20 protein-coding genes are annotated in these 25,080 nt (G+C 65.2%); 2 read left to right on the plus strand and 18 right to left on the minus strand.

All coding sequences use genetic code 11. The features are described from left to right. Positions 1-5: 5 nt before the first annotated feature. From YH64_RS07520 to glmS, 10 genes are all read right to left on the minus strand, one after another. Entirely contained in the window at positions 6-1,163 is a 1,158-nt protein-coding gene (locus YH64_RS07520; protein WP_046805315.1) for a polysaccharide biosynthesis/export family protein, read from the minus strand. A 43-nt stretch (positions 1,164-1,206) separates the two neighbouring features. Beyond that, a complete protein-coding gene (locus YH64_RS07525; RefSeq protein ID WP_046805314.1) occupies positions 1,207-3,270 on the minus strand; it encodes a glycosyltransferase in 2,064 nt (687 codons plus the stop codon). After that, complete coding sequence (locus YH64_RS07530; protein WP_046805313.1) at positions 3,267-5,747, minus strand: hypothetical protein; 2,481 nt, start codon at positions 5,745-5,747, stop codon at positions 3,267-3,269. Before YH64_RS07530 ends, YH64_RS07525 begins: the two co-directional genes overlap by 4 nt. A gap of 39 nt (positions 5,748-5,786) precedes the next feature. Beyond that, on the minus strand, positions 5,787-7,046 hold the full coding sequence (locus tag YH64_RS07535; RefSeq protein WP_082134506.1) for a nucleotide sugar dehydrogenase: 1,260 nt from the start codon (positions 7,044-7,046) through the stop codon (positions 5,787-5,789). Between the two features lie 607 nt (positions 7,047-7,653). Beyond that, entirely contained in the window at positions 7,654-9,138 is a 1,485-nt protein-coding gene (locus YH64_RS07540; protein WP_046805311.1) for an efflux transporter outer membrane subunit, read from the minus strand. A 10-nt stretch (positions 9,139-9,148) separates the two neighbouring features. Beyond that, the gene (locus tag YH64_RS07545; protein ID WP_046805310.1) at positions 9,149-10,078 is read right to left on the minus strand and encodes an HlyD family secretion protein; all 930 of its coding nucleotides are present in this window, start codon (positions 10,076-10,078) and stop codon (positions 9,149-9,151) included. Continuing rightward, positions 10,071-10,265 (minus strand): DUF1656 domain-containing protein, encoded by a 195-nt coding sequence (locus YH64_RS07550; protein WP_046805309.1) that lies wholly within the window; start codon positions 10,263-10,265, stop codon positions 10,071-10,073. The genes YH64_RS07545 and YH64_RS07550 overlap by 8 nt, the downstream gene beginning before the upstream one ends. Continuing rightward, the gene (locus tag YH64_RS07555; RefSeq protein ID WP_052946033.1) at positions 10,255-12,297 is read right to left on the minus strand and encodes an FUSC family protein; all 2,043 of its coding nucleotides are present in this window, start codon (positions 12,295-12,297) and stop codon (positions 10,255-10,257) included. Before YH64_RS07555 ends, YH64_RS07550 begins: the two co-directional genes overlap by 11 nt. A gap of 243 nt (positions 12,298-12,540) precedes the next feature. Then, positions 12,541-13,473 carry a LysR family transcriptional regulator gene (locus YH64_RS07560; RefSeq protein WP_046805307.1) on the minus strand — a complete coding sequence of 311 codons (933 nt, stop codon included), beginning with the start codon at positions 13,471-13,473 and terminating at the stop codon, positions 12,541-12,543. Between the two features lie 48 nt (positions 13,474-13,521). Beyond that, entirely contained in the window at positions 13,522-15,354 is a 1,833-nt protein-coding gene (gene glmS, locus YH64_RS07565) for a glutamine--fructose-6-phosphate transaminase (isomerizing) (protein ID WP_046805306.1), read from the minus strand. Positions 15,355-15,504: 150 nt separating this feature from the next. Between glmS and YH64_RS07570 the strand changes: the two genes are divergently transcribed. Beyond that, complete coding sequence (locus YH64_RS07570; protein WP_046805305.1) at positions 15,505-16,005, plus strand: Lrp/AsnC family transcriptional regulator; 501 nt, start codon at positions 15,505-15,507, stop codon at positions 16,003-16,005. A 115-nt stretch (positions 16,006-16,120) separates the two neighbouring features. Here the strand turns inward: YH64_RS07570 and YH64_RS07575 are convergent, their stop codons facing one another. The 6 genes from YH64_RS07575 to YH64_RS07600 form a co-directional block, all read right to left on the minus strand. Further along, positions 16,121-17,179: a glycosyltransferase family 4 protein gene (locus tag YH64_RS07575; RefSeq protein WP_046805304.1), complete on the minus strand. Its 1,059-nt coding sequence runs from the start codon at positions 17,177-17,179 to the stop codon at positions 16,121-16,123. Then, complete coding sequence (locus tag YH64_RS07580) at positions 17,176-18,498, minus strand: UDP-glucose/GDP-mannose dehydrogenase family protein (RefSeq protein WP_046805303.1); 1,323 nt, start codon at positions 18,496-18,498, stop codon at positions 17,176-17,178. Before YH64_RS07580 ends, YH64_RS07575 begins: the two co-directional genes overlap by 4 nt. A 101-nt stretch (positions 18,499-18,599) precedes the next feature. Further along, positions 18,600-20,078 (minus strand): MFS transporter, encoded by a 1,479-nt coding sequence (locus tag YH64_RS07585; RefSeq protein WP_255444191.1) that lies wholly within the window; start codon positions 20,076-20,078, stop codon positions 18,600-18,602. Further along, positions 20,078-21,451 carry a bifunctional UDP-N-acetylglucosamine diphosphorylase/glucosamine-1-phosphate N-acetyltransferase GlmU gene (gene glmU / locus YH64_RS07590; RefSeq protein ID WP_046805302.1) on the minus strand — a complete coding sequence of 458 codons (1,374 nt, stop codon included), beginning with the start codon at positions 21,449-21,451 and terminating at the stop codon, positions 20,078-20,080. The genes YH64_RS07585 and glmU overlap by 1 nt, the downstream gene beginning before the upstream one ends. Positions 21,452-21,517: 66 nt before the next feature. After that, the gene (locus YH64_RS07595; protein WP_046805301.1) at positions 21,518-22,390 is read right to left on the minus strand and encodes a PhaM family polyhydroxyalkanoate granule multifunctional regulatory protein; all 873 of its coding nucleotides are present in this window, start codon (positions 22,388-22,390) and stop codon (positions 21,518-21,520) included. A 38-nt stretch (positions 22,391-22,428) separates the two neighbouring features. Next, positions 22,429-23,100: a glycine zipper 2TM domain-containing protein gene (locus tag YH64_RS07600; protein WP_046805300.1), complete on the minus strand. Its 672-nt coding sequence runs from the start codon at positions 23,098-23,100 to the stop codon at positions 22,429-22,431. A 143-nt stretch (positions 23,101-23,243) separates the two neighbouring features. Here YH64_RS07600 and YH64_RS07605 point away from each other — a divergent pair, with 143 nt between their 5' ends. Beyond that, the gene (locus YH64_RS07605; RefSeq protein ID WP_046805299.1) at positions 23,244-23,471 is read left to right on the plus strand and encodes a DUF3717 domain-containing protein; all 228 of its coding nucleotides are present in this window, start codon (positions 23,244-23,246) and stop codon (positions 23,469-23,471) included. A 78-nt stretch (positions 23,472-23,549) separates the two neighbouring features. On the opposite strand, the gene YH64_RS07610 is transcribed toward YH64_RS07605, so the two are convergent. Continuing rightward, positions 23,550-24,164 (minus strand): SCO family protein, encoded by a 615-nt coding sequence (locus YH64_RS07610; RefSeq protein WP_046805298.1) that lies wholly within the window; start codon positions 24,162-24,164, stop codon positions 23,550-23,552. Positions 24,165-24,180: 16 nt separating this feature from the next. Continuing rightward, positions 24,181-25,074: a heme o synthase gene (gene cyoE / locus YH64_RS07615; RefSeq protein ID WP_046805297.1), complete on the minus strand. Its 894-nt coding sequence runs from the start codon at positions 25,072-25,074 to the stop codon at positions 24,181-24,183. Positions 25,075-25,080 lie beyond the last annotated feature (6 nt).

Genomic DNA, 25,080 nt, shown 5'->3' on the forward strand with positions numbered 1-25,080 from the left:
ACACGCTATTGGGTCACGCCGGAAGAGCTGGAGCCCGAATCGCTATCGATCGCACGCGTGGCGCTGAAGCCCGCGCTCATGGTGACGCGGAAGGCCGACAGCACCTTCTGCACCTGCGTGAACGGCGCGTCCGAAATGTAGATGGCCTGCCCTTCATGCACGGTGAATTCACGCGCCAACGCCACTTGCTCGGGCCGCGTCAGGTCAAACTGATACACCACCGGCAGCATGTCCGGCTTGCCGGCTACGCCGGCCTTGGCGGGCGTGAACAGGAACACGGAACGCGGGTCGGCCAGCTTGTCGTCCAGGCCACGCGAATCGGCCAGCGCGTCAAGTACCGAGTAATTGCGCTTGCTGATCGCCACGCGGCCCTGGTTGCCCGCCGCGCCCAGCACGGTCAGGTACTCGCGCGAGTCGTAGGCGGTAATGACGTCACCCGGCCGCAGCAGAATGTCGTTGTTCTGATTGCGGTAGATGTCCGACAGACGCACCGAGGCCACCTGGTTGTCGCGGCGCAGGCTGATGACCAGTTGCTCGGGGTTGGTCTGCACCGGCGCGGCCTGCGCCAGCGCGCTGCTCAGGCGCTGCGCGGTCTGCGTGATCGGGTACATGCCGGGCTTGGTCAGGTTTCCCTGCACCGTCACCATCTGGCCGCGCGCATCGGTCACGCGTGTGACGCTGACGTCCGCGCCCACCACCAGCTTGGCCAGGCGGGCAACGACGGAATCATGCAGCTGCGCCAGCGTCAGCCCTTCTGCGCGGAACTTGCCCAGGATGGGGAAATAGACGTTGCCTGACCGGTCGATCTCCTGGTTGCCCAGGTCGCTGACGCCGGACGGGTCCGCCGCGAATACGCCCAGCCCACCGCGTTCCCACACGCGCACGTTGATGCCGTCGCCAGGCACCAGGCGGTCGAAGCCGGCTTGGGTCAGGTCGCGATAGCGGACCGGAAAGTCCGCCACGTCAGGCACCCTGCTGGCTTGCACCAGTTCGCGCGAGGCGGGCATCACGATAACGTCCTTGTCGTCGTGTGCCCCCGTCATTTCGCTCAACATCGGACCGGAACGCGGCAGCTGGCAGCCCGAAAGTGAAAGTGCGGCCAGCACCACCATGGCGAAGGCCGCGTTGCGCCGCAGGCCGAAAGCCGGGACGTTCATGTGCATAAAACCCTTAAATCTATTGGACCTTGAAAAGACTTGCCGCCGATCACGCAAGCATGCGTTGCATCTGCGGGAAGTCGATGCGTTCGTCGTTCTCCGAGACGGCCATGACGGGCACGCACAGGCTCAGGAACTTGGACAGCATCGCGTCGAGCGAAAACAGGTCTTGTGCCCGTTTGCGGCTCTGCGCCTTCAATGACTCGTTACTGCGCACCAGGTCGACCATCGACTCCACCTTGTCGCAGGCTTCTGTCATGTCGGGATGCTCGACGTCGCTAAGCAGGTGACCCGTTTCGTTTTCGACGAAGCATTCGCCAGCACCACCGGCGGGTGTCGAAATGACCGGAACGCCCAACAGCTGCGCTTCGATCAACACGTTGGGCAAGCCTTCATAGCGCGACAGCAGCACGCTGGCGTCCATCTGCGAATACCAGTAGCCCACGTGATTGGATAAGCCCACCAGCAGCAGCCGGTCAACCACACGCAGCTCTTCCGCCAGCGCGACGATGTTGTCGTGCAGGCGTCCCTCGCCCACGATGACAAAGCGTGCCTGGGGTCGTCGCTTCAGGTACATCGCGGCCATCTTGATCCATAGCTGCGGCCGCTTGTCCGGCTCCAGCCGGAACACGCCGCCGACCGTCTCGGTGGCATCGGCGGTGGCTTGTTTGAAGGCCTCCCACTTCTGCTCGTCAACAGGCGACGCGTTGGTGGCCAGGTCAGGCACGCCGTTGTACAGCACGTGAAAGCGCACGACCGGAATGCCCAGCCACTGCGCATACGCCTCGGCGGCGGTGCGGCTGTTGCTGACGAAGTACACGCCCGGCACTTGCGCCAGCGCCTGGAACAGCTCGGGATATTCTTCGCGGAATCGGTCCTTGCGAATGTTGGGCGGCAGCCCGCGAAACACCAGGTGGATGGTCGGCACACCGGCCAGCAACGCGGCCAACGCGCCGAACAGGCACGTGCCGTCCTGCCACAGGCTGACAACATCGAACGGATTGGCGCGCAGCACCGGCGCCAGGCGCGTCACACCGTAGTGCACGGGCGGCGGCAGTTGTTCCAGCATGCGGCCCAGGCGGCCATCGGGCACCGATTGGTGCGCCACCGAAATGGCCGGCAGCTTGTTGATCTCGGTCACCGGAATCTGCGCCTGCACCAACACCGGCAGGAAGAAGTCCAAGCCCTGCTTCTTCTTGGTCGAGCCCGCCGGTTCGGTGTGCTGCTTGACCATGACCTCGACCTTCTCGGGCCGCATCACGACGTCAGGCAGTTGCCGATCCGGTTGAGCCGCCATGCGCGTCAACTCGCCAGCCAGGCGGGTCAACTGGCGCTCGGCGCCGCCAGGCCCCAGGCTGCCCGTCACCAGGGCGACGGACACGGCCTTTTCCGGCGGTTGCTCGGCGATCTTGCGGTTGCGAAAGTGCAGGATGGCGTGCTTCATCGACACGATCCGCACGTCCTTGCCCGCCAGGCCGCCTTCGGGCTCCAAGCCCTTGAAGAAGGCGTAGTCGGCCGCCAGCGCGGTGGCCAGTTCGGCCGCCTTGCTGCCGGGCGCCAAGTGCGCGGCGACCGGGCGGATCGCTTCATACGCGTCCGCCAGCAAGCCGCGCTTGCGCAGCCGCTTGGCGAATTCGACGCGGATATTGCGATCCGTGTGTTCCAGGATCAGCCGCCGGAACAGCTGGTCCGACTGCTCGTGCGCGCGGATGTCGCTAAGCAGCTTGGCGCGCGAGAACAGCCGCGACGGGTTCTCGGACGAGGCCGGCAGATGCCGGTCGACCAGGGACAAGGCCTCGTCCAGATGCCGTTCCTTGACCAGTCGCGTCGCGCAATAACGCACGATCTGCAAGTCGTCGGGGCATTCTTGAAGCAAGGTTGCCCACTGCTCGGCCATCCCTTCGTTCAAGCCCGCCGATTCCTTCAGCCGAAGCAACAGGAAACGGACCTTGGAATCTTCCAGATGATCGCGCGCCAACGCTTCGGCGCGCGCCAGGTTTTCTTGTGCGACCTGGACCCGCACCGACGCCGTGACGATCTCCTCCAACTGGGCATGCACCCATTGGAGATCGGACGAAACGTCCGCCCGTTCGGTAGTCAGTGGGGTATTCATGCTGCCTTCCTTCGGTTGGCTTTTTCGATCCACACCAGGCAGCGATCGATGTAGTGATCGAACTGCGTGGGGTTATCGGACAGTTCGCGAAGGCGGCGCCAGTACGGCAGGGCCTGTTCGAAGCGATGCAGGCGCATGGCGCCGACGGCGGCCAGGCGCAGGCCGATGGCGTCGTTGGGCACCAGTTCCACGATGCGTTCGCCCAGCGCCAGGCGCTCGGTGGTGCTGGCCGGATCCAGCGCGCGTGCCTCGGCGTACAGCACGGCGATGATGCGGCGCTTTTCGTGCTCGACTTCCGTCATCTGCGGCCACGACTGGGCGACGCGTTCCAGCAGGTTCCACGCGGCGCGATGATCGCCGGCGGCCAGCAGTTCGCGGGCGCCTCGAATGGCGCGCGGGCCGAGCCTGCCCAGTTGGCGTTCGGCTTCGTCCTTGGCGCTTTGGTCGGCCGAGGCGTTAGCCAGCACCGCCTGGTAGGCGTCGATGGCTTCACCGAACCAGCCACCGTTGAAGGCCACGCGGGCAAAGTACAGCTGCGTGCTCAGGGGCGCGGCCTTGTCGGCGGCGGCTTGCTCCAGATGGCGCATGGCGGTTTGCTTGTCGCCCAGCGCATCGGCGGCGCGGCCACGCATCGTGTCCAGCTCGGGGAAATCAAGCTTCGTGTCCAACGCGACGTCGGTCAGGTCGATCACTTCCTTATGGTTGCCGGCCAGCAGCGCGGCGCGCACGCCAAGACGCATCGCCCGTTCGAACGCACGCTGTGCGCGCACGGCGGTCAGGGCGTCGGGGTTCAGCAGGCGGTGCGCGCAGATGCGTTCGGCGGCGTCACGCAGACGGCCGTCTTCCAGTGCGCGAGTACCTTCTTCGGCCCATGCGGTGGACTGCGATTGCAGCCAGGCGCCGATGTCTTCGTGCTCGCTATTGGCCAGGCCGCAAGACGCGGCCAGCGCGGCGGCGGCCATGATGCAACCGCGCCACGAAGCTTCTTTGACCAGCTCCAGCGCGTCCATGTCTTCCAACGCGGGCGATTCGGCTGCCAGGGCGCGCAGACCGGCGCGGTCACCGGCCAACAGGCGGTCGCGCCACAGCACGGCAAAGCCGCGGCCATGCGTCGGGATGGCTTCGCGCACTTCATTGACCCAGCGGATCACGGCTTCCATGTCGCCGCCGGTCTGCAACAGCGACAGCACCGTGTCGGCCGCTTCCAGCGCGGTGGCGTCGGTGGGCGAGGAGATGCGGAACAGCTGCTTCCAGTTGCCCAGCGACTCATCCACATAGCCCAGCTGGCCGGCGGAAACCGCCGCGATGCGCACGATTTCGGGCGTTTCGATTTCGTCGCCAAGAAGGCCGGCGGCAAGCGAGTACGCCAGGTCGTGGCGGCCCAGCTTGAAGTGGTTACGCATCAGGATCTGCTCGGCCTTGCTGCCGGTGGCCAGGGCGCCGTCGGCGCTGCCCAGCAGGGCGAGCGAGCCTTCGTAGTCGCCCAGTTCTTCCTGGATGCGCGCAAACAGCAGCGTGTGTTCGGGCAGGCCAGGGTGGCGGCGCAGCACGTCGCGCACGCGGCGCGATGCTTCGCGCAGGTCGCCGGCATCCCAGATCTTTTCGATGCGTTCCGCGCTGTCGTCGGCGCCCAGCTTGGGCACGGCCACCTGCGTGGTGGACGCGCTCATGCGCGGACGCATGTAGTTCTTGAACCATTCGTGGCACAGGCGTTCGGCGAAGACCTGCGTGTAGTGCGTCAGGTCCAGCCCGCCGTCTTCCATCGCGTCGGCCTGGCCGATCTTGCTCATCAGCGGCGTGGGGTCGTAGCACGGCACGCCGATGCGCTGCGCGCTGGCGGCCACCGTGGCGATCAGTTGCGCGCGTTGTTCAATCGGCACGTTGTCCGGCGTCAGTGCGTTGACGTGGGTGACGAACACCACCTTGTCGTGGCCCAGCAGCGCGACCAGGTCACGCATTTCGGCTTCGATCTCTTCGTCGGTCTGATCGCGCTTGACGATGCGCGACAGCAGTTCCTGGTCATCGCGCGACAGGCTCTTGAACACGGCGTCCTGGTCCAGCTGCGCACGGCGCTCGGCAAGCCGATCGGTGCTGGCCAGTTGCCAGAACATGCGGGTGCGCGTGCGGTCAGCGAAGAACTCGCTGAAGTAGCGCCCCAGGTAGTTCGATTGAATGGGATGGCCGTCGATGGTCAGCAGCTTGCGCGAGGACAGCTCAACCATGTAGAGGTCGGCCGGCTTGTGCGTACCACGGCGAGCCTGCTCGCCATTCGAAGGACGGAAGATCAGGCGCTGTACGTCGGCCGGAATGTCGGCCTGGCCGAACATGAAGCGCGCTTGTTGCAGCGCCTCGGCGCTGGTGTGCACGAAACCGTAGTTGCGCCCGAGTTGCAGCTTGATCGGGTAGCGTCCCACGGCATCGCGCAGCGGCGTATGGATCCGGCAGGTGCCGATCGGAGCGATAGTAAATGCAGTCATCCAGGGTCTCTCCTGTAGTGATGGATAGCGAGCCTGAACTTAAAGAGTCCAGTACAAGAGGTCGGGGGCAAGGCGTTTGCTATCCAGCACCGACTTCAAGTCGCACACCATGCCTCCACTGTTGACCAAGCCGGGGATGTCTTCCCAGATGGTCTCCATGGTTTCGCGGTGGGGCACCGCGAGAATCAACACGTCCATGCCGCCGAATTGCGCGCGGGGGACGAGCTTGATGCCGTATTCGTGTTCCATCTGCTCGGGGTCGACCATCGGGTCGCAGGCAACCGGCGTGATGCCGTAGCTGCCCAGCGCCTTGTACAGATCGACGACCTTCGAGTTACGGATGTCGGGCACGTTCTCCTTGAACGTCATGCCCAGGATGCCGACGCGGGTGGACGCATTCAGGCGGCCATTGCGGGCCAGCGTCTGCACGATGCGCTGCGCGACGTGGTTGGCCATGCCGTCGTTGATGCGGCGGCCCGACAGGATCACTTCGGGGTGGTAACCCAGTTCCTGCGCCTTGGAGGTCAGGTAGTACGGGTCCACGCCGATGCAGTGCCCGCCGACCAGGCCGGGCGAGAACTTCAGGAAGTTCCATTTGGTGCCGGCGGCGTTCAGGACTTCCGAGGTACGGATGCCGACCAGATCGCAGATCTTGGACATCTCGTTCATCAGCGCGATGTTGATGTCGCGCTGGGTGTTTTCCAGCACCTTTGCGGCTTCGGCCACCTTGATGGACGAGGCGCGGTGCACCCCGGCGTCGATGATCTTCTCGTACACGCCGGCAATGATTTCCAGCGACGCTTCATCCTGGCCGGATACGATCTTGACGATCTTTTCCAGCGGATGCTCGCGGTCACCCGGGTTGATGCGTTCGGGGCTGTAGCCCAGCTTGAAGTCGATGCCGCAGCGCAGGCCGGAGACTTTTTCCAGCTCGGGGCCGCAGATTTCCTCGGTGGCGCCGGGGTGGACGGTGGATTCGAACACGACGATGCAGCCCGGACGCAGCACGGGTCCGATGGACTGGCACGCACGCACCAGCAAGGAAAAATCGGGGTTGTTCTTTTCGTCGACGGGCGTGGGAACGGCAACCACGAAAAAGTCGCACCCTTCCAGTTCAGAGATCTGGTCGGTAAAGGTCATTGCAGAGGCACGCAGGACGTCGTCTTCAATCTCGCCGGTCCAGTCGTGTCCCTCTTTCAGTCGTGCGATTCTCCGCTTATCCACATCAAAGCCGATGACATCAAAGCGCTTGGAAAATGCAACGGCTACGGGCAGGCCGACATATCCAAGGCCACACACTGCGATTCTCTTTACCACGGGGGCCTCACTGTTTTCGTCGTGTCGTAGACACTAGAAATCGACACCCGGAGGCATGTAAATCGATTCAAAATCGATATACGCCTGCCCCCATTGGGCGGACTGATTACTTAAGGAAAGTTACGGCTCGAAACGTATACATACCCGTTTCTTGATGAGCCAACGAATCGTAGAGGGGCCAGACAGCAATATTCTTTCTAAAAATTTTTATTGCTGTGGAAATGAGTCAGAGCGCCCGTAATAAACCCCGGGATTTCCCTCAAATAATTACATTCATTACACAAACCGCAACACAGGAACGCCGGGTAATTGTGAGTGAATATAAAAAAGGGTATTTCTTATTTTTGTTTAACCATACTGAAAAACATAATGCCCGTTCAGCGGCAATTTATTAATAGCCTAAAGCAATAATTCTGTAATGCAAAATCGTTGTGTACAAGGCAGCCATAATCGGCCGGATAATGCCCTGCAAACAGCTGCCATCAAACGCACTTGGCCCACCGCATGCGGTGGGCCAAGTGCTTGATATGAAAGACGCTTACCGTTCATGGCCGGCGCCGCGTACTTAACTCTCCACCGCATCAAGGCGTCATTGCGTCGTCGATATTTCTTTGGCGGCCGCCTGGGCGGGTTCGCCGACCGATGTCGTGTCCGACCAGCCCGCCCCCAGCGCTTTGTACAAGGCTATGCCTCCCTGTAGTTGCGCCACCTGACTCAGCGCCAAGGCATCGCGCGTCTGGTTCAGGCTGCGCTGCGCCACCAGCACGGGCAGATAGGCGCTCAACCCTCGCGCGTAGAGCTGAGTGGCTTGTTGCAGGGCCAGTTGGCTGGCGGTCACGGCCTTCTGTAACGCGGCTTGCCGTTGGCGTTCGCTGGCCCATGCCGTCAAGGCGTCCTCTACGTCGCGCAGCGCCGAACGCACGTCCCGCTCGTAGACGCGCCGCACGGCGTCGGCGTTGGCCTGTGCCGCGGCCACGCCGGCTCGCGCGCTGCCGGCGTCGTAGACAGACTGGCTGCCCTGCATCGCCGCCGACCATGCCAGGCTGGCGCCTGAGAACAGGTCGTGGATGACGCTGGCGGTGGTACCGATCCCCAAGGGAATACGGAATGTGGGAAAGCGTGCGGCCTGCGCCACGCCGATTTGCGCCGTGGCGGCGGCCAGGCGCCGTTCGTCTGCCCGCAGGTCGGGGCGTTGGCGAATGACGTCCGAAGGCAATGACAGCGGCAAGTCGGCCGGCATGGGCAACGCCGGCGCGGACGTTGCCAGGGCGGCATGCCAGTCCCCGGGAAACCCGCCCGTCAGCACACCGATGGCATGGCTGAAACGGGCGATGTCTGCTTCCCGCAGGGGCGGCTGCGCCTCGGCAATCTCGCGCTCGGCGCGAGCTTGGGTAACGTCGGCCAGCGTGCCCAGACCACCGCGGTGCGCCTGCTCGGCCAAGCGTTCCGCCTCGGCCAACGAACGAATGTTGTCTTGCGCGATGGCCAGGCGCAGTTGCGCGGCGCGCAGCCCGGCGTAGTCGGACACCAGTTCGGCCACCAGGCTCACTTGCAGCGCACGATGGTCCTCGGCCAACGCCTGGATACCGGCGTCGGCGGCCTCGACCGCGCGGCGCGTGCCGCCAAACAGGTCCAGCTCCCAGCTCGCATCGAACCCCAGATGCCAGGTTCGCGCCCGCCCGCCGGGCTGCGAGCTAAGTGCCTTGCTGCCGAGTGCGGCCTCGCCGGCGGCGCCGACCGAGACCTCGGGCAGGGCGGCCGAGGCAATTTGCACGCGCTCGGCGCGTGCCTGGCGCAGGCGTGCCAAGGCGATGTCCAGATCCTGATTGTGCGCCAGGGTCTGTTCGACCAGCCGGTCCAGCAAGAGATCCTGGAAGGCGCGCCACCAGGTGCGCAAACCATCGTGGTCGCCATCGGACATGGCGGCGTCGGCCTCAATCCAGTGCGCGGGCACATCCAGCGTCGGCGTGCGGTAGTCCGGGCCGACGGCAGTGCAGCCGGTCAGCAATGCCAACAGAAAAGGAAGCGGCGCCTGCCGAAGGCGTGCTTGCGTGCGAGGGATGGCTACATGCATGGCCTTGTCCTTACAACCAGCCGTGCAGCAGCGAGATCAGCCGGCCCTGGGGCACCGGCGTACCCGCTGAGGGCGTGACCTCGATGCTGCCGGTCATGCCGGCCGCCAGCACGAGGTCATGCGGGACATGCTCGAACTCGATGCGCACCGGGATGCGCTGCGCCAGCCGGACCCAGCTGAAGCTGGGTTCCACGCTGGGCAAGCCCTGCGCGTCGGCCTGCTGGTTGCTGTCGGTAATGCCTCGCCCGATGCTGGCCACCCGCCCCGGCAATACCTGGTCGAACCCCATCAGGCGGATCCGCGCCGCCGCACCGGGTTGGATGCCGCGCAGTTTGGTTTCCTCGAAGTACCCGGTGATCCAGAAGCTGTGGGCATCGATCAGCGCGATGTTGGGCTGGCCCGTCACGGCGTAGTCGCCCTTGTTCAACCGCAGGCGCGTGATGTAGCCATCGGTTGGCGCGCGCAATTCGGTGCGTGCTTGATCCAGCTTCGCCCTGTCCACGGCGACCTGTGCACTGCGTAGATCGGACCGCGCGATGGCGACCGCCTGGTTCGCCCGCTGGATGTCCTCGGCCGGCACCAGGCTTTCCATGCCACGGCGCCGCCGCGCCTCTTCGGTTTTCTGGCGCAAGAACACCTCGGCTGATGCCAACTGCGCTTCGGCCTGGGCCAATGCCAGCGCGAAGCTGGCGTTGTCGATGCGATAGAGCAGGTCGCCCTGTTTGACGTATTGATCGTCCATGACCGAGACCTGGACGACGGTGCCTGACACCTCGGGAGCGATACGTACGATTTGCGCGCTGACACGGCCATCGCGGGTCCACGGGGCGACGACGTAGGCGCGCCACAGCGCAGTGACTAGAAAGGCGGCAGCAGCGACCACCGCAAGGGTGAGTCCTGCCCGCAGCAGCAGCTTGGCGGGAAATAAGCGTTCAGACATAAAGCACCAACAGGGAAACAAGGCAAAGGGAAATGGCGAACTCGAACAGGCCCGGATGCCACACCCAACGCAGCACCCCGCAACGCGCCAGCACAAAGCGAAGGCCCATATAGATCGGCAAGGCCAGGCAGGCGTAGACAAAGAACGGCGGCAGGTAGATGCCGCCCAACGAAAATTCACTGAGCATGGGTGTGGCCTTCAGAGGGGTACGGATCGTCGTTCGCATGGCGTTCCAGCAGCGCGGCGATGTCGAGCAGCACGACCGTCACGCGCCGCACGTCATCCGTCGTGGCGCCGGACCGCACCGGCAAGCGCGCCAAGGCGGTTGCGGCGCGGCGGGCATGGCGTGCGGCCCGCGCGGGATCATCTACCCGCCGGCGCAGATGGCGCAGCGTGCGCGCCACCACGCGCGGCCACTCGGCGTGCTGCGGCGCCTGGCGCAGCCAGCGTCGCAGGCGCAGGATTTCCCGACCCAGATGCAGGCTCGCCAGCGCCTGGGCGATGGCGCGATCCATCGCCTGCGGCTGCGTCCTGAGCAAGGCGCCCAGTTGCGCGATGCGGTGTTGTTGGCGCCATTGCCAGGCCGATGCATCCGGCGGCTCGCCGCGCAAGGTGCCCAGCGCCGCGTCGCGGATGCGCCGGCGCAAGCGCGTGACGTCGCGCGCCAGGTTGCGCGGCAGCACGATCCTGAATCCAAGCAGCGTGAAACATGTCGCCAGGACCCACGCCACGGCGCCATTGAGGAACAGTGCAAAGTCGTAGCGCATGGGGTTGTCCGCCGCCGTCAGTGTCGTGAACGCCACCAGATACGCCGCGCCCGCCAGCGCATAACGCGGCATCGTGGTGGCATACACACCGGGCAGCCAGAACAGGCCCAGGACGACCAGCAGCAGCGGCAGGCCCGAGACGTGCGGCAGCACGATGAAGGTGCACAGAAAGGACATCGCCACGGCGGCCACCGTGCCCTTGATGAATTCGACGGCACCCAGCGCGGGATTAGGCGCGGTGGACAGCAGGGCGCATGCCGCCGCCAAGCCCGCCAGCATCATGTTGCCTTCCGTCCAGCCGGTGGCGATCCGGAAGGCGCCGCCCATCAACACCGTCAACAGCGCGCGCACGCCATTCTGGAAAGCCGCCACCGTGTCGCGGTGAAACGGCACGGAGACGCGCGCCAGCGTCGGCCTGGGGTGGTGGAAACGCTTGATGCCGTCGATGGCTTGCAGGTAATCGTCCAACTGCTCGATCAGGCGATCACCGGCGATCATGAGCGCGGCCTGCTCGGAGGCATCGTCCAGCGAGGTCGAGGAAAGGACAGCCACCAGCCGGGCGCGCAGGTCGATCAGCCGCCCGATGGCACGCGTCGTTGCGGTCGGGCCGCGATCGGTCGGGCCGCGATCGGTCGGGCCGCGTTCCTGCCCCAAAGCCTGAGCAACCTCCCGCCATGCCTGCTCCCATTCCGGCTGCAACGCCCTAAGCGCGGCGAGGCCGGCGCTGTGTTCGCGCCAGGGCGGCGCGCCGCCCACCAAGGCGGAAAACAACGACACCATCGTGTGCCGCACCGTGCCGGCACGGTGGGCCAGATCGGCGGACTCGGCCTTGCCCAGCGCCAGCAGATCGTCCACGCCATACACCTCGGTGATAAGCGCACGCCGTCCGGCGTCAAGCGGCTTGGCGCCCGGCGCCGCGCTACCTTGAATGGCCTGGTGATGCGTTGCCAACACGCCCGCCGTGGCGGCCGCAAGGCGGTCGAGCAGTATGGCCAGGCGGCTATGCACGCTGCGGCTGCTGAACAAGGCCGACACCAGCGCCAGGCAGACCACGCCGATCAGCACCGACGCGCCGCGCCCCATCACCTGATCGAAGGTGCGTTCCGGATGCTGCATGGCGCCGTAGGCCGCCAAGCCCACGGTGTAGCCCGCCAGCGTGGCGCCATAGGCCCGGAAATGACGCAGCAGCGTCATGCCCACCACGCACACCCCCAGCCATACGCCGAACCCGAGCAGGAAAAGCCAGGGCATCTGCCCGAAGGCGCTCATCAGGACGAAGGCGGCCAGCATTCCGGCCAGCGTGCCCAGCACCCGCCACACCCCCTTGCCGATCACGCCGCCCTGGACAGGGTTGATGACCAGCAGCACGCTGGAAGCCGCCGCGTAGGGCGCGTGCAGTTCCAGCAGATAAGCCACCACCAGGGCCAGCCAGGCCGCCAGGATCGAACGCATCACATAGGTCGCGCGTGGCGTCGTCAGATCGAGATATGGCAGCCCACGCGCCAACCGCTCGCGAAACCGGGAAAGGCGTGGAAAGACGCCCGAATTCGCTTCAGGCACGTTCGCCGACTGCACGATGCAACCCTTCTACAGTGATCAATACGCGTCACTGTAGGCAGGGCCGATCATTCCGAAAAGTGTATTTATTGCACTCGAACGATTGCGCGATACGCACGCATCGGGGCAAGCTTTGCGCTATGGCTTGGCGCGCTTGGCCGTCTGCGCCTGGCTCTCGTTGCAAAGCGTATGAATGGTCTGCCGCAGCCATTGATGGGCGGGATCGCCCTCCAGGCGCGGGTGCCAGGCCTGTGTTAGCAGCACCGTTTCCAGCGGTGTCGGCAGGTCGAACACGCGAATGCGCAGGCCCGCGGACAGCGCGGTGCTGGCCAGATGCCGGGGCAAGGGCAGCAGCAGATCCGAATCCTGCAACGCGAACAGCGCCGTGTACGGATTGGGCACTACCAGGGCAACGTGCCGACGCAGCCCCTGCGCCTCCAGCGCGGCATCGAGCGGCCCGGCGGCCTTGCCGCGCCGCGACACGTTGATGTGCTCCCAGCGCGTGAGGCGTTCGGACGTGATCTCGTCGTCGAAAATCGGATGGTTGGCGCGCGCGACGCCCACGAACGTCGTGGTGAACAGGGGCTGCACACGAATCTCGGGCCCCAGCTTGCGCGAGGCGCTGATGAACAGGTCGATGCGGCCACTGCGCAGCGCCTCTTCGTCCACGTCGTCTTCCTCTGGCGAAAAGCGCAGCATCGCCCGTGGCATCTCGCGCGCCATCGCATCCAGGAGATGACCCAGATGGATGCTCACAAACTCATCGGTAGCGCGGACATTGAAACGCCGATCCAGCAATTTCAGGTCGATCTGGGCATCGGTAGCGAACACCTGCGAGGCCTGTTCGACCGCCGCGCGCACTTGCTCGCGCAATGCCAACGCTTTCGGTGTCGGCATGAGCTTGCGACCGACCTGGACGAACACGGGATCGCCCAGCGCCTCCCGGATGCGGCTCAAGGTGCGGCTCATCGCCGGCGCGCTCAGGTGCATGCGGCGCGCGGCGCCGATAACGCTGCCCTCGTCGAGCAGCGCATCGAGCGCCAGCAGAAGATTGAGATCGGGACGTGGCATGGCAGCCCCTTTTTCTCGTTTTCAGAACCTGAAAGATGAACCTCGGCGTTATTCCACCGTGACGCTCTTGGCCAGGTTGCGCGGCTTGTCCACGTCGGTGCCGCGCGCGCATGCCGTGTGGTACGACAGCAGTTGCAGCGGGATCGTGTGCAGGATGGGCGACAGCTTGCCGTAGTTTTCCGGCATGCGGATCACGTGCATGCCTTCGGCGCTTTGGATCTTGCTGTCGGCATCGGCAAACACATACAGCTCACCGCCACGTGCGCGCACTTCCTGCATGTTGGATTTCAGCTTTTCAAGCAGCTCGTCCTTGGGTGCGATGGTAACAACGGGCATGTGCTCGGTCACCAGCGCCAGGGGGCCGTGCTTGAGTTCGCCGGCCGGGTAGGCTTCGGCGTGGATGTAGCTGATTTCCTTGAGCTTCAACGCGCCTTCCAGGGCGATCGGATAGTGCATGCCACGGCCCAGGAACAAGGCGTTTTCCTTGGACGCAAAGCGGTCGGCCCACGCCATGATCTGGGGTTCCAGCGCCAGCACCGAACCGATGGCCACCGGCAGGTGACGCAGCGCCTTCAGGTGGTCGGCTTCCTGTTCTTCGGTGAGGTGGCCGCGCACTTGCGCCAGCGCCAGCGTCAGCAGGAACAGCGCGGTCAGCTGCGTGGTGAAGGCCTTGGTCGAGGCCACGCCGATTTCAACACCGGCGCGCGTGATGTACGACAGCTTGCATTCGCGCACCATGGCGCTGGTGGACACGTTGCAGATGGTCAGCGTCTTGTCCATGCCCAGCGAACGCGCGTGCTTGAGCGCGGCCAGCGTGTCGGCGGTTTCGCCCGACTGCGAAATCGTGACGACCAGCGAGCGCGGGTTCGGCACGCTGTCGCGGTAGCGGTATTCGCTGGCGATTTCCACGGCCACCGGAATCTTGGCAATGGATTCGATCCAGTACTTGGCGGTCAGGCCGGCGTAGTAGCTGGTGCCGCAAGCCAGGATCAGCAGCGAATCGATGTCCTTGAAGATCTTGTAGGCATCGTCGCCGAACAGCTCGGGCGTGATCGATTCGATGTCTTGCAGCGTATCGCCCACGGCGCGCGGTTGTTCGAAGATTTCCTTTTGCATGTAGTGGCGGTACGGGCCGAGTTCGGCCGCGCCCGTGTGCACGTGCACGGTGTGCACCTCGCGGTCCACGTTCTTGCCGTTGGCGTCCACGATCCACACACGCGACAGTTGCAGGTCGACAACGTCGCCATCTTCCAGATAGATGATCTGGTCCGTGGTGCCGGCCAGCGCCAGCGCGTCGGACGCCAGGAAGTTTTCGTTCTGGCCCACGCCCACCACCAGCGGCGAGCCTTGGCGCGCGCCCACGACGCGATGCGGTTCATCGCGGCAGAACACGGCAATCGCATAAGCGCCATGCAGGCGGCGCACGGCGTTTTGCACGGCTTCGAACAGGTCGCCCGCGTACAGGTGGTTCACCAGGTGCGCGATGACTTCGGTGTCGGTCTGGCTTTCGAACACATAGCCGACGGCTTGCAGTTCGGCACGCAGTTCGTCGTGGTTTTCGATGATGCCGTTGTGCACCAGCGCGATACGGGGCTCTTCATTGCCCAGGTGCGAAAAGTGCGGGTGCGCATTGTGCGTGGCGGGCACGCCGTGCGTGGCCCAGCGCGTGTGCGCAATGCCGGTAAAGCCCTGGACCTTGTCCTGGGCAACCTGGTCGGCCAGCTCGGCAACGCGCTGCGTGCTGCGCGTGCGGCGCAGGTGGCCGTCTGCATACACGGCGACGCCGCAGGAGTCGTAGCCGCGATACTCCAGCCGCTTCAGGCCTTCAACGAGGATCGGGGTGATGTCGCGCTGGGCGACGGCGCCAACAATGCCGCACATAGGAAAACTCCACTTAAGTTCGGGTACCGACGCATTGTGCGCGAGGCGCCAAGAAATATGATTTCTTATTATTGCTTTGTTTGGAATTTAATTTACTTACGTATTTGTGATTAAATTATCTTTCGTTAAATCGATATTTTTGAATTAATCATGCAAAACCCGACGCAACTTCCCGCTTCGTCGCAGCCGGAACTGGACGATCTGGACCTGCGTATCCTTGAGCAGCTTCAAGCGGACAGTTCACTGACCAATCAGGACCTGGCCGCGCGCGTGCATGCGTCGCCTCCCACGTGCCTGCGTCGCGTGCGGCGCTTGGTGGACGAAGGCGTCATCGCCCGCCAAGTCGCCATCCTGGCGGCAGAAAAGCTGGGCAGCACGTTGACGGCAATCGTGGAAATCACCCTGGACGTCCAGGCCGCCGAAAGCCTGGACGCGTTCGAGCAAAGCATGCTGACCGAGCCCGCGGTCTTGCAGTGCTACCGGGTGTCGCCCGGACCGGATTTCGTGGTGATCGCCCAAGTAAAGGACATGCCCGCCTACCACGCGCTGGTCCACCGCGCGTTCACCGCCCAGGCCAACGTGCGCAACGTGCGCACGTTCTTTTCGGTGCACCGGGCAAAATTCGAAACGCGGATTGATGTCAGGGCGTGAAGCGGGGTCGGCGCGGACGCAATGTTGTCCCCTGGTGCCTCGCGGGCGCTATTCGCCAGCAACAGGCCCGCAGCCGGTTTGGACTACCCCGCGTCGAGCAAAAAACGTTTAGAGGCTAGGCCCGACCCAACAAGCGCTTGAACTGCGCCAGATAGCGGTTGCCCATCTTTTGCACGTCGTGTTCGCTTTTCACGTACTCGTACGCGCGTTGTGTGATGTCTTGCCGGAAGGCCGCGTCGTCCAGGCAGCGGGCCATGCCGGCGGCCATGGCCTGGTGGTCGCCCACGGCCACCAGCACGCCGCGGCCGTCGGCCAGGCTTTCCTTCAGGCCGCCCGCATCGGTGGACACCACCGGCACATGCTGCAAGAAGGCGTCCAGCACGCTGCTGCCCAGCGCTTCTTCTTCGGAGCTCATCACGAAGACGTCAAGGATGCTGTAGAAGTCTTCGACGCCTTTGCGAAAGCCCGCAAAGCGGTAGACGTCTTCGATGCCCAGACGGCGGGCTTCGTCCTTGGCCTGCTGTTCGCGGTCGCCGCCGGCGCCAAAGTGCAGAAAGACGAAGTCGCGGCGGGTCTTGGCCAACTCGCCCACGGCGCGCACGAGCGTCACGGGGTCTTTGTCGCGGATCAGCGCGGCGGACGTGGCCATGACCTTCTTGCCGCTCAGGTCGAATTCACGCACCAGGTTGGCGACGTTCTCGGCGTTGATGGCGTGCGGTTCGACCGCGCTGCGGATGATGACGGGCTCAATGCCCAGCCGGCGCGGTTCGCTGGCGGCCATCTCGCTGATGGCCACGAACAGGTTGGCGTGGCGCCACTTGAAGCCGGTTTTCCATTCGTCGCCGGGCTTGACCACGAACGACGTGCGCCGCGAGAACACCACGGGGCGGCGATGCAGCCATTTAGTCAGCACGGCCCACGTGATGGTGTTGGCGGTTTGCGCGTGGATGATGTCATAGCGGCCGGCACCCGCCAGAAACGCCAGCTGCCCGGGCACGTTGCGCCGCGTATGCGCCACAAACCCTTCCTGGCGCGCGCGTTCGGCCAACGGGGCGCCTTCCCGGCACATCACTTCGACGTCGTGGCCGGCCTTGCGGAACGCGCGCATGCAATACAGCGTCTGCCGTTCGCCGCCGCGCCAGCCTTTTTCGAAGTTCAGTTGCAGGATCTTCATGCGCGTCCGATACCGGAATACTCGAAGCCCATGCCGCGCACGTCGGCCGGCGTGTAGAGGTTGCGGCCGTCGATGATCAGCGGCGTTTTCAGCAGGGCCTTCACGCGGTCGAAGTCCGGGGCGCGGAAGACTTTCCATTCCGTGGCGATCAGCAGTGCGTCGGCGCCGTCCAGCGCGTCGTACATATCGGTGGCGAAACTGATGCCGGGCTGCCCGACCATCACGCGGGCGGCCTCGTGCATGGCAACGGGGTCGTAGGCGCGCACTTCGGCGCCGCGCCGGGTCAGTTCGGCAATGACGGTCAGGCTGGGCGCCTCACGCATGTCGTCGGTGTTGGGCTTGAAGGACAGGCCCCACAACGCGATCTTGCGGCCGCGCAGGTCTTCGCCGTAGCGCGCGACCAGCTTTTCGGACAAGCGGAATTTCTGCGCGTGGTTGGCGGCTTCGGCCGCTTCGATGACGCGCATCGGCAGTGAATTCTCGGCGGCCGTATTGACCAGCGCCTGCACGTCTTTCGGAAAGCAGGAACCGCCATAGCCGGCGCCCGGGTACAGGAAGTGGTAGCCGATGCGCGGGTCCGCGCCGATGCCACGGCGCACCTGCTCGATGTCGGCGCCCAGCGCTTCGGCCAGGTTCGCCATTTCGTTCATGAACGAGATACGCGTGGCCAGCATGGCGTTGGCGGCGTACTTGGTCAGCTCGGCCGAACGCACGTCCATCACCATCAGGCGGTCGTGCGTGCGCTGGAAGGGCTCGTAGATGCGGCGCATGACGCCGACGGTGTAGTCGTCGTCGGCGCCGACGATTACGCGGTCGGGGCTCATGAAGTCATTGATGGCCGCGCCTTCCTTCAGGAATTCCGGGTTGGACGCCACGCTGAAGGGGATGTCGACCCCGCGCGCGTCCAGTTCCTTGGCCACCACGGCGCGCACCTTGTCGGCGGTGCCCACCGGCACGGTGGACTTGTCCACGATCAGCTTGCGCGACGTCATGTGGCGCGCGATGTTCTGCGCGGCCGCCAGCACGTACTTCAGGTCGGCCGCGCCGTCTTCGCCAGGCGGGGTGCCCACGGCAATGAACTGCACGTCGCCAAAGGCCACACTCTGCGCGACGTCGTCCGTGAATTGCAGGCGGCCCGCCTGCACGTTGCGGCGGACCAGGTCTTCCAGGCCGGGCTCGTAGATCGGGATGCCACCCTGGCGCAGGAGGGCGATTTTTGCCTCGTCCAGGTCCAGACACATGACGTCGTTGCCCATGTCGGCCAGGCACGCTCCCGACACCAACCCAACGTAACCGGTACCCACGACCGTGATTTTCATGCCTGCACGCCTTCAAATAAGGAATTTCGCGCGCCTGGCAAAGGGAAGCAGGCGCCGGCCGCCATTATAGAAGCGGCCGGGGCCCAGGGGCGCAACGGCCGCTAGGCACGCAGTTTGTTGAACCGGACCGTATTCACCACCACCGCCAGCGCCGCGCAAATGGTGCCCAGCACCAGCGCCAGCCCGGGGCCATGCGCCAGGCTGACGCTGAACGCGATGGCCACCAGCGCGGTGCCGAAACTTTGGCCGAACACGCGCGTGGTGGCCTGCAAGCCGCCGGCCGCGCCGCTGCGAGAGCGGGGCGCGGCCGACAGCATGGCGCGGTTGTTCGGAGTCTGGAAGAAGCCGAAGCCCACGCCCGCCACGAACATGCCCGCCACGATCGGCCAGTTGGACACCGTGGCCGGCAACAAGGTCAGCCACAGCATGCCGATCACCATCGTCGCCGCCCCCACGCCGCTCAAGGTGGCGGCCGAGTAGCGGTCAGACAGGCGGCCCGCCAGCGGGGCGATGATGGCCGTGCCCACGGGCCAGGCGCCCATCAGCATGCCCACTTCCAGATACGGCCGGCCCAGCACCTGCTGGAAATAGAACGGCAGCGAGACATACGACGCCATCTGCGCGGCGAACGTGCAGGCGGACGCCCCCACGGCAAAGGCCAGTGGCCGGATGCGCAGCAGGTCCACCGGCACCAGCGGCGCCGGCTGCTTGCGCGCGCGGCGCACCAACACCAGCCCCGCCACGGTCGCAATGGCCACCAGGCCGATACCGCGCAGCAGATCCTGCCCCATCATGTCGACGCCGGAAATGAAGACGCCCAGCGTCGCCATGCACAGCAAGGCGCTGATCCAGTCCAGCTTCACATCGTTGCGCGGCACTTCGGGCAGGTGGCGCAGGCCGAACATGGCCAGCACGCAGATCGGCAGGTTGACGGCGAAGATCCACGGCCACGGGGCCACCGACAGGATGGCGGACCCGATGGTGGGCCCCAGCACCGACATCACGGCCACCGTAGTGGCGTTGATGCTGATGCCTCGGCCCAGCATGTGCAGCGGATAGATGTTGCGCACGAGGCCACCGAACATGCACATCAGCGTGGCGGCGCCCACGCCCTGGAACACGCGCGCGGCAGTCAGCTGCCACAGCGTGCCGGCCAGCGCACAGCCTAGCGATGCCAGCGTGAACAGGATCAGGCCGAAGGTGAACATGCGGCGAAAGCCGATGCGTTCGGCCAGCGCCGACAGCGGCAGCAGCGCCATTACCACCGCCAGGTTGTAGGCGTTGACGATCCACACGGCCTGCGCCGGGGATGCATTCAGGTCGACGGAAATCGTGGGCAAGGCCACGTTGGCGATGGTGGTGTCCAGCACCGACAGGCTGATCCCTGTCATGACGGTGGCGGCCGCCCAGTACCGACGCGGCGCCGGCAAGCCGTCGGGCAGCGCGCTTTTGGCGCTGCTGTTTGGGCTGCTGTTGGGGCTGCTGTTGGGGTTGCTGTTGGGGCCGCCGTTGGCGCTGCCGTTGGAAGCGCCCCGGGGGCCGCCCGAGGCGTTGTCCGGGGCAGGGTCGTTCTGCGCCATCACGACTTCTTCGCGGGACGCTGCCAACCCTCAACGGTAAGCTGCTTGGCGCGCGAGACGGTCAGCTTGTCGGCCGGCGCATCGCGGGTAAGCGTGGTGCCGGCGCCCAGCGTGGCGCCACGGCCGACGCGCACCGGGGCCACCAACTGCGTGTCCGAGCCGATGAAGGCGTCGTCTTCGATGACGGTGCGGTGCTTGTTCACGCCGTCGTAGTTGCAGGTGATGGTGCCCGCGCCCACGTTGACGCGTTCGCCAATGTCGGCGTCGCCGATGTAGGCCAGGTGGTTGGCCTTGCTGTCGGCGCCCAGCACGCTCTTTTTGATTTCGACGAAGTTGCCCACATGGCTGCGGTCGCCCAATTCAGCGCCCGGACGCAGGCGGGCATACGGACCCACGCGCGCATCGCGGCCCACTTCGGCCTGCTGCAAATGGCTGAACGCTTCAATCTGCGTGCCCGCGCCGACGCTGACGTCGCGCAACACGCAATGCGGGCCGACACGCACGCCGTCCGCCAGCGTGACGTTGCCTTCGAATACGCAGCCCACGTCGATGAACACATCGCGTCCGCAAGACAGCGTGCCGCGCACGTCGAAACGGGCCGGGTCGGCCAGCGTGACGCCGGCTTCAAGCTGGCGGCGGGCCTGTTCGCCCTGCCAGCGGCGTTCCAGTTCGGCCTGCTGCACGCGGCTGTTCACGCCCAGCGTTTCCCAGCCGGCGCCCGGCTGCGCCGCGCCCACGGGCACGCCATCGGCCACGGCCAGGCCCACCACGTCGGTCAGGTAGTACTCGCCTTGCGCATTCTTGTTGTCGATGCGGGTCAGCCAGTCTTTCAGCTTGGCGGTCGGCGCGGTCAGGATGCCGGTGTTCACTTCCTTGATGGCGTGTTCGGCGTCCGACGCATCCTTGTGTTCAACGATGCGGCACACGTTGCCCTTGTCATCGCGCACGATGCGGCCATAGCCGGTGGAATCGTCCAGCACTTCGGTCAAGACGGCGGCGCCCGCGCCGCGCGCATCCAGCAGGCGTTGCAGCGTGTCGGGCTGCACCAGCGGCACGTCGCCGTACAGCACCAGCGTGACATCGTCCTTGCCATTGCCTTCTTGCAGCAGCGGCACCGCCTGCTGCACGGCGTGGCCGGTGCCTTGCTGCGGCTGCTGCAACACGAAGTGCAGATCCGGCTGGCCTTCAAAGTCTTGTTTGACGCGGTCCGCGCCGTGGCCCACCACAACGATGATGCGCGCGGGTTTCAGCTGCCGCGCGCTGTCCAGCACATGGGCCAGCATGGGTTTGCCGGCCAGCGTGTGCAGCACTTTGGGAAGGTTGGACTGCATGCGTTTGCCCAGTCCGGCGGCGAGGATCACTACATTAAGCATAGGTTCAGATAGGTTAAGAGACGGCGCAAACGGCCTTGCGACCGATGCGAGTCGATTGGAAGGAGATCAGGGCTTGCCGTCGGCAGGCCCGGTTTTCTTGGAGGCCCGAGGAGCGGTCTTGGCGGCGCTCTTCGAAGCGGACTTGGCCGCGGTCTTGCGGGCGGCGGGCTTGGAAGCCTTGGGCTCGGACTTGGCGGCGGCCTTGGTGTCCTTGGGTTTGGATTGACCGGCGTCGTCACCGGCCGTTGGCGCGGCGGGGTTGGTCGGCATGGACGCGGCGGTGGCGGCGGCGATCTGGTTGAACTGCTGCTGCAGCAGATCCCACCAGGCCTTGGAGGCGGACTGGGCGGCGGCGCCCATCTGCTCGGTCATGCCCGGCCCGGCAGATTCGGACGCGGCCGCGTTGTTGGGGTTGGTGGCGTTGGTGGCGTCCGCAGCGGCATCGGCTGGCGGCGCGTCTTGAGGCTTGTCATCGCGCGCGCTGAATGCAGACGATGATGATGACGCGGACGAACCCGACGATGCCGGCCTGGCGGCGGACTTCGGCGCGGGCTTCAAACCCAGCACCACTTCCAGCGGCGAGGCCGCGCCGCTATCGCGCACGGCGTTCATGTCCATGCTGGCCGCGCTGTCCACAAACGCGCGCAGCGTGCTGATCGTGGAGCGCTGCACTTCCATGCCTTGAATGGTGGAGGACAGCATCGACAAGTTCATGCGCAGCCAGTTCTCCACCGAGCGCAATTCGGCGATACGGCGGTCCAGGTCTTCAAGATTCATGGGAGGCGCCATCGGCAGGCTGCTGGCCAGGCCGCCCGGGCCGGTCAACCCCGCCCAGGCCTGGCGCATCATTTCCATGCTGGCCAGCAAGGGGTTGCCCGACAGATCGGAATTCTGCCCCATGCCAGGAAGGACGAACGGGTTGGTGAATTGGTCGCTCATGCCAGGTCTCCCCAAAGACTAGTGCCGCCGGCCGCGGATCATCCGGGCAGCAGCTGGTTGTTTTCCACGCGCACGTGGTCGCCGGACGCAAAAGCAAACGGCTGCGCGCTGCGAAACTGGCGCGCACTGCCGTCGCTCATGCGGACCGTCAGCTCATAGTGCGTCACCGTTTGTTGCTGTCTGATATTACGCTCAACTTCGCGGCCTGCCAAAGCACCGCCGACTGCGCCAAGCACCGTCAGCGCCGTCTTGCCGCTGCCTCCGCCAAATTGATTACCCACTACGCCGCCCACCACGCCGCCACCGATGGTGCCGACCAGGTGATCGCTGTTGTCCTTGCCCGGCACCTGCACCTGGCGGATGGTTTCCACCACGCCACAGCTCTGGCAAGCCTGCTGCGCCGGGGCGGGCGCGGGTGCGCGAGGGGCCGACGCAGACGCCGGGCGGGCCTGCTGCGTCGCGGGTGCGGATGGCTGCGCCTGACGCGTAGCCGGTGCCGGGGCGGGCTCTGGCGCGGGCGCCAGGTTGGCGCTCTCGGGGCCGGCTTCGGCCACGGGCGTATCGGCGTGCGGGTTGGCCGAGGGCGAGGGCAACCAGCCCATCACCGCGGCCACGCCCACTGCGCACATGACGATCACGGCGATGGCGGCTGCCGCAACCAGCGGGTGCAAGCCGCTGCGCGGGCTTTGAATTCGGGTGGATGTATTCATGACGATGCTCCATCGTAACTAACCGGCATCGGTATAGCACCCGGGCGCAGTTTCGGCATGTTGCGATGGTGACGCTTCTTTGCAGGCGTTGCAGCGCGTCGCGGCGCGGTGGACAGCCTTGTGCATTCGTGGACAATAGGCGGATGGATTCCATTTCCCTGCCCCAACTCGAACAGGCGATCAATTACTGGCGCAACGTCTCGCCGTCTGTCGGCGACGAATCGCGCCTGTGCCCGGAAGCGGCGGCGCTGGCCACGCCCTATGCCTTGATGATCATTTCGCACCGCCACGACATCGCGGTTGCCGAACTGAATGAAAAAGCCCAGGCGGCGTTGGCCGGCTGGGCTGCTGCGGGCACTACGGCCCGCTGATTTTTCTGCTGATTCTTCTGATCGTCGAACTGATCCCTGCATGGATCCCTGTGCGGATCCTTCCCCGGCACCACTGCCTCAGTTCTTGAGCAGCGCCTGGATGTCGTGCGTCAGCGCGTCCACGCCCAGGTTGTTATTGGCCAGCACGCGCGATTCGCCCTTGCCATCAATCAGGTAGAACGCGGCGGTGTGATCCATCGTGTAGTTGCCGTCCTTGGTGGGGGCCTTGGCGTAGTACGCCTTGAACGATGCCGCCGCCTTCTTGATCTGATCCGGCGTGCCGGTCAGCCCCAGAAAACGCGGGTCGAAAGCCGTCACGTACTGCTTGAGCACTTCCTGCGTGTCCCGCTCCGGGTCCACTGTAATCAGCAGCACCTGCACGCGGTCGGCGTCCGGGCCCAGCTTTTTCATCACCTCGGTCAGCTCTGCCAACGACGTGGGACACACGTCGGGGCACTGCGTGAACCCGAAGAACACCACCACCACCTTGCCGGCAAAGTCGGATAGCTGACGGCTCTTGCCGTTGGTATCGGTCAGTTCCATGCCACGGCCCAGTTGGGTACCGCTGATGTCGCTGCCCTTGAACTTGGGCGCGGCATCGCCGCAGGCGGCAAGCGCGCCGGCAAGAACCGTCACGGCGGTGGCGGCGGCAAGGCGCAGGCCCAGCCGGCGGCTGGCGGAAAACACGGACATCAACAACCTCCAGGGGTCAGCGCAGCAGGCCGACCCAGTGGTCCACCAGCAGGGCGCCGAACAGCAGCGCCAGGTAGAGAATGGAAAAGCGGAACATGCTGCGCGCCAGTTCGTCGCTATAGGCGCGGTACAACCGCCACGCATAGGACACGAACATGCCGCCCAGCACCAGCGCCGACAGCAGATACAGTGCGCCGCTCATGCGGATGGCGTAGGGCAACAGCGTCGTTGCGACCAGCGCCACGCTATAGAGCAAGATGTGCAGCCGCGTGAACTGGTTGCCGTGCGTGACCGGCAGCATGGGCAGGCCGGCTTTGGCGTAGTCATGGTTGCGGTACAGCGCCAGCGCCCAGAAATGCGGTGGCGTCCAGATGAAGATGATCAGCACCAGCACCCAGGCTTCGGCCGGAACCGAATCGGCCACCGCTGCCCACCCCAACGCGGGCGGCATCGCGCCCGACAGGCCACCGATCACGATGTTCTGCGGCGTGCGCGGCTTGAGGATGACGGTATAGATAACGGCGTAGCCCACAAAGGTGGCAAACGTCAGCCACATGGTCAGCGGGTTCACCAGCGTGTACAGCACGAACATGCCCGCGCCGCCCAGCAAGCCGGACAAGCTCAATACCTGGAAGGCTGAAATGGTGCCACGCGCGGTGGCGCGTCGCGCGGTGCGCAGCATGCGCGCGTCGACTTCCTGTTCGATCAGGCAATTGATGGCGAAGGCGGCTGCGGCAAGCAGCCAGATGCCGATAGTGCCGAACAGCACGCGGCGCATATCGGGTACGCCCGGCACGGCGAGAAACATGCCGATGACCGCGCAAAACACCGCCAACTGCGTAACGCGCGGCTTGGTGAGGACGAGGTATTGGCGGAACAATCCGGGTTGAGGAGCGGCAAGACTGGTCATAGTGGA

The sequence above is a fragment of the Achromobacter sp. LC458 genome (assembly GCF_001005835.2).
Taxonomy (GTDB): domain Bacteria; phylum Pseudomonadota; class Gammaproteobacteria; order Burkholderiales; family Burkholderiaceae_B; genus Achromobacter; species Achromobacter spanius_B.

Coding starts and splice junctions, on each gene's coding strand:
- YH64_RS07520 (WP_046805315.1), bottom strand. CDS start 1,163: ATGCACATGAACGTCCCGGCTTTCGGCCTGCGGCGCAACGCGGCCTTC.
- YH64_RS07525 (WP_046805314.1), bottom strand. CDS start 3,270: ATGAATACCCCACTGACTACCGAACGGGCGGACGTTTCGTCCGATCTC.
- YH64_RS07530 (WP_046805313.1), bottom strand. CDS start 5,747: ATGACTGCATTTACTATCGCTCCGATCGGCACCTGCCGGATCCATACG.
- YH64_RS07540 (WP_046805311.1), bottom strand. CDS start 9,138: ATGCATGTAGCCATCCCTCGCACGCAAGCACGCCTTCGGCAGGCGCCG.
- YH64_RS07545 (WP_046805310.1), bottom strand. CDS start 10,078: ATGTCTGAACGCTTATTTCCCGCCAAGCTGCTGCTGCGGGCAGGACTC.
- YH64_RS07550 (WP_046805309.1), bottom strand. CDS start 10,265: ATGCTCAGTGAATTTTCGTTGGGCGGCATCTACCTGCCGCCGTTCTTT.
- YH64_RS07555 (WP_052946033.1), bottom strand. CDS start 12,297: ATGCGTTCGATCCTGGCGGCCTGGCTGGCCCTGGTGGTGGCTTATCTG.
- YH64_RS07560 (WP_046805307.1), bottom strand. CDS start 13,473: ATGCCACGTCCCGATCTCAATCTTCTGCTGGCGCTCGATGCGCTGCTC.
- glmS (WP_046805306.1), bottom strand. CDS start 15,354: ATGTGCGGCATTGTTGGCGCCGTCGCCCAGCGCGACATCACCCCGATC.
- YH64_RS07570 (WP_046805305.1), top strand. CDS start 15,505: ATGCAAAACCCGACGCAACTTCCCGCTTCGTCGCAGCCGGAACTGGAC.
- YH64_RS07575 (WP_046805304.1), bottom strand. CDS start 17,179: ATGAAGATCCTGCAACTGAACTTCGAAAAAGGCTGGCGCGGCGGCGAA.
- YH64_RS07580 (WP_046805303.1), bottom strand. CDS start 18,498: ATGAAAATCACGGTCGTGGGTACCGGTTACGTTGGGTTGGTGTCGGGA.
- YH64_RS07585 (WP_255444191.1), bottom strand. CDS start 20,078: ATGGCGCAGAACGACCCTGCCCCGGACAACGCCTCGGGCGGCCCCCGG.
- glmU (WP_046805302.1), bottom strand. CDS start 21,451: ATGCTTAATGTAGTGATCCTCGCCGCCGGACTGGGCAAACGCATGCAG.
- YH64_RS07595 (WP_046805301.1), bottom strand. CDS start 22,390: ATGAGCGACCAATTCACCAACCCGTTCGTCCTTCCTGGCATGGGGCAG.
- YH64_RS07600 (WP_046805300.1), bottom strand. CDS start 23,100: ATGAATACATCCACCCGAATTCAAAGCCCGCGCAGCGGCTTGCACCCG.
- YH64_RS07605 (WP_046805299.1), top strand. CDS start 23,244: ATGGATTCCATTTCCCTGCCCCAACTCGAACAGGCGATCAATTACTGG.
- YH64_RS07610 (WP_046805298.1), bottom strand. CDS start 24,164: ATGTCCGTGTTTTCCGCCAGCCGCCGGCTGGGCCTGCGCCTTGCCGCC.
- cyoE (WP_046805297.1), bottom strand. CDS start 25,074: ATGACCAGTCTTGCCGCTCCTCAACCCGGATTGTTCCGCCAATACCTC.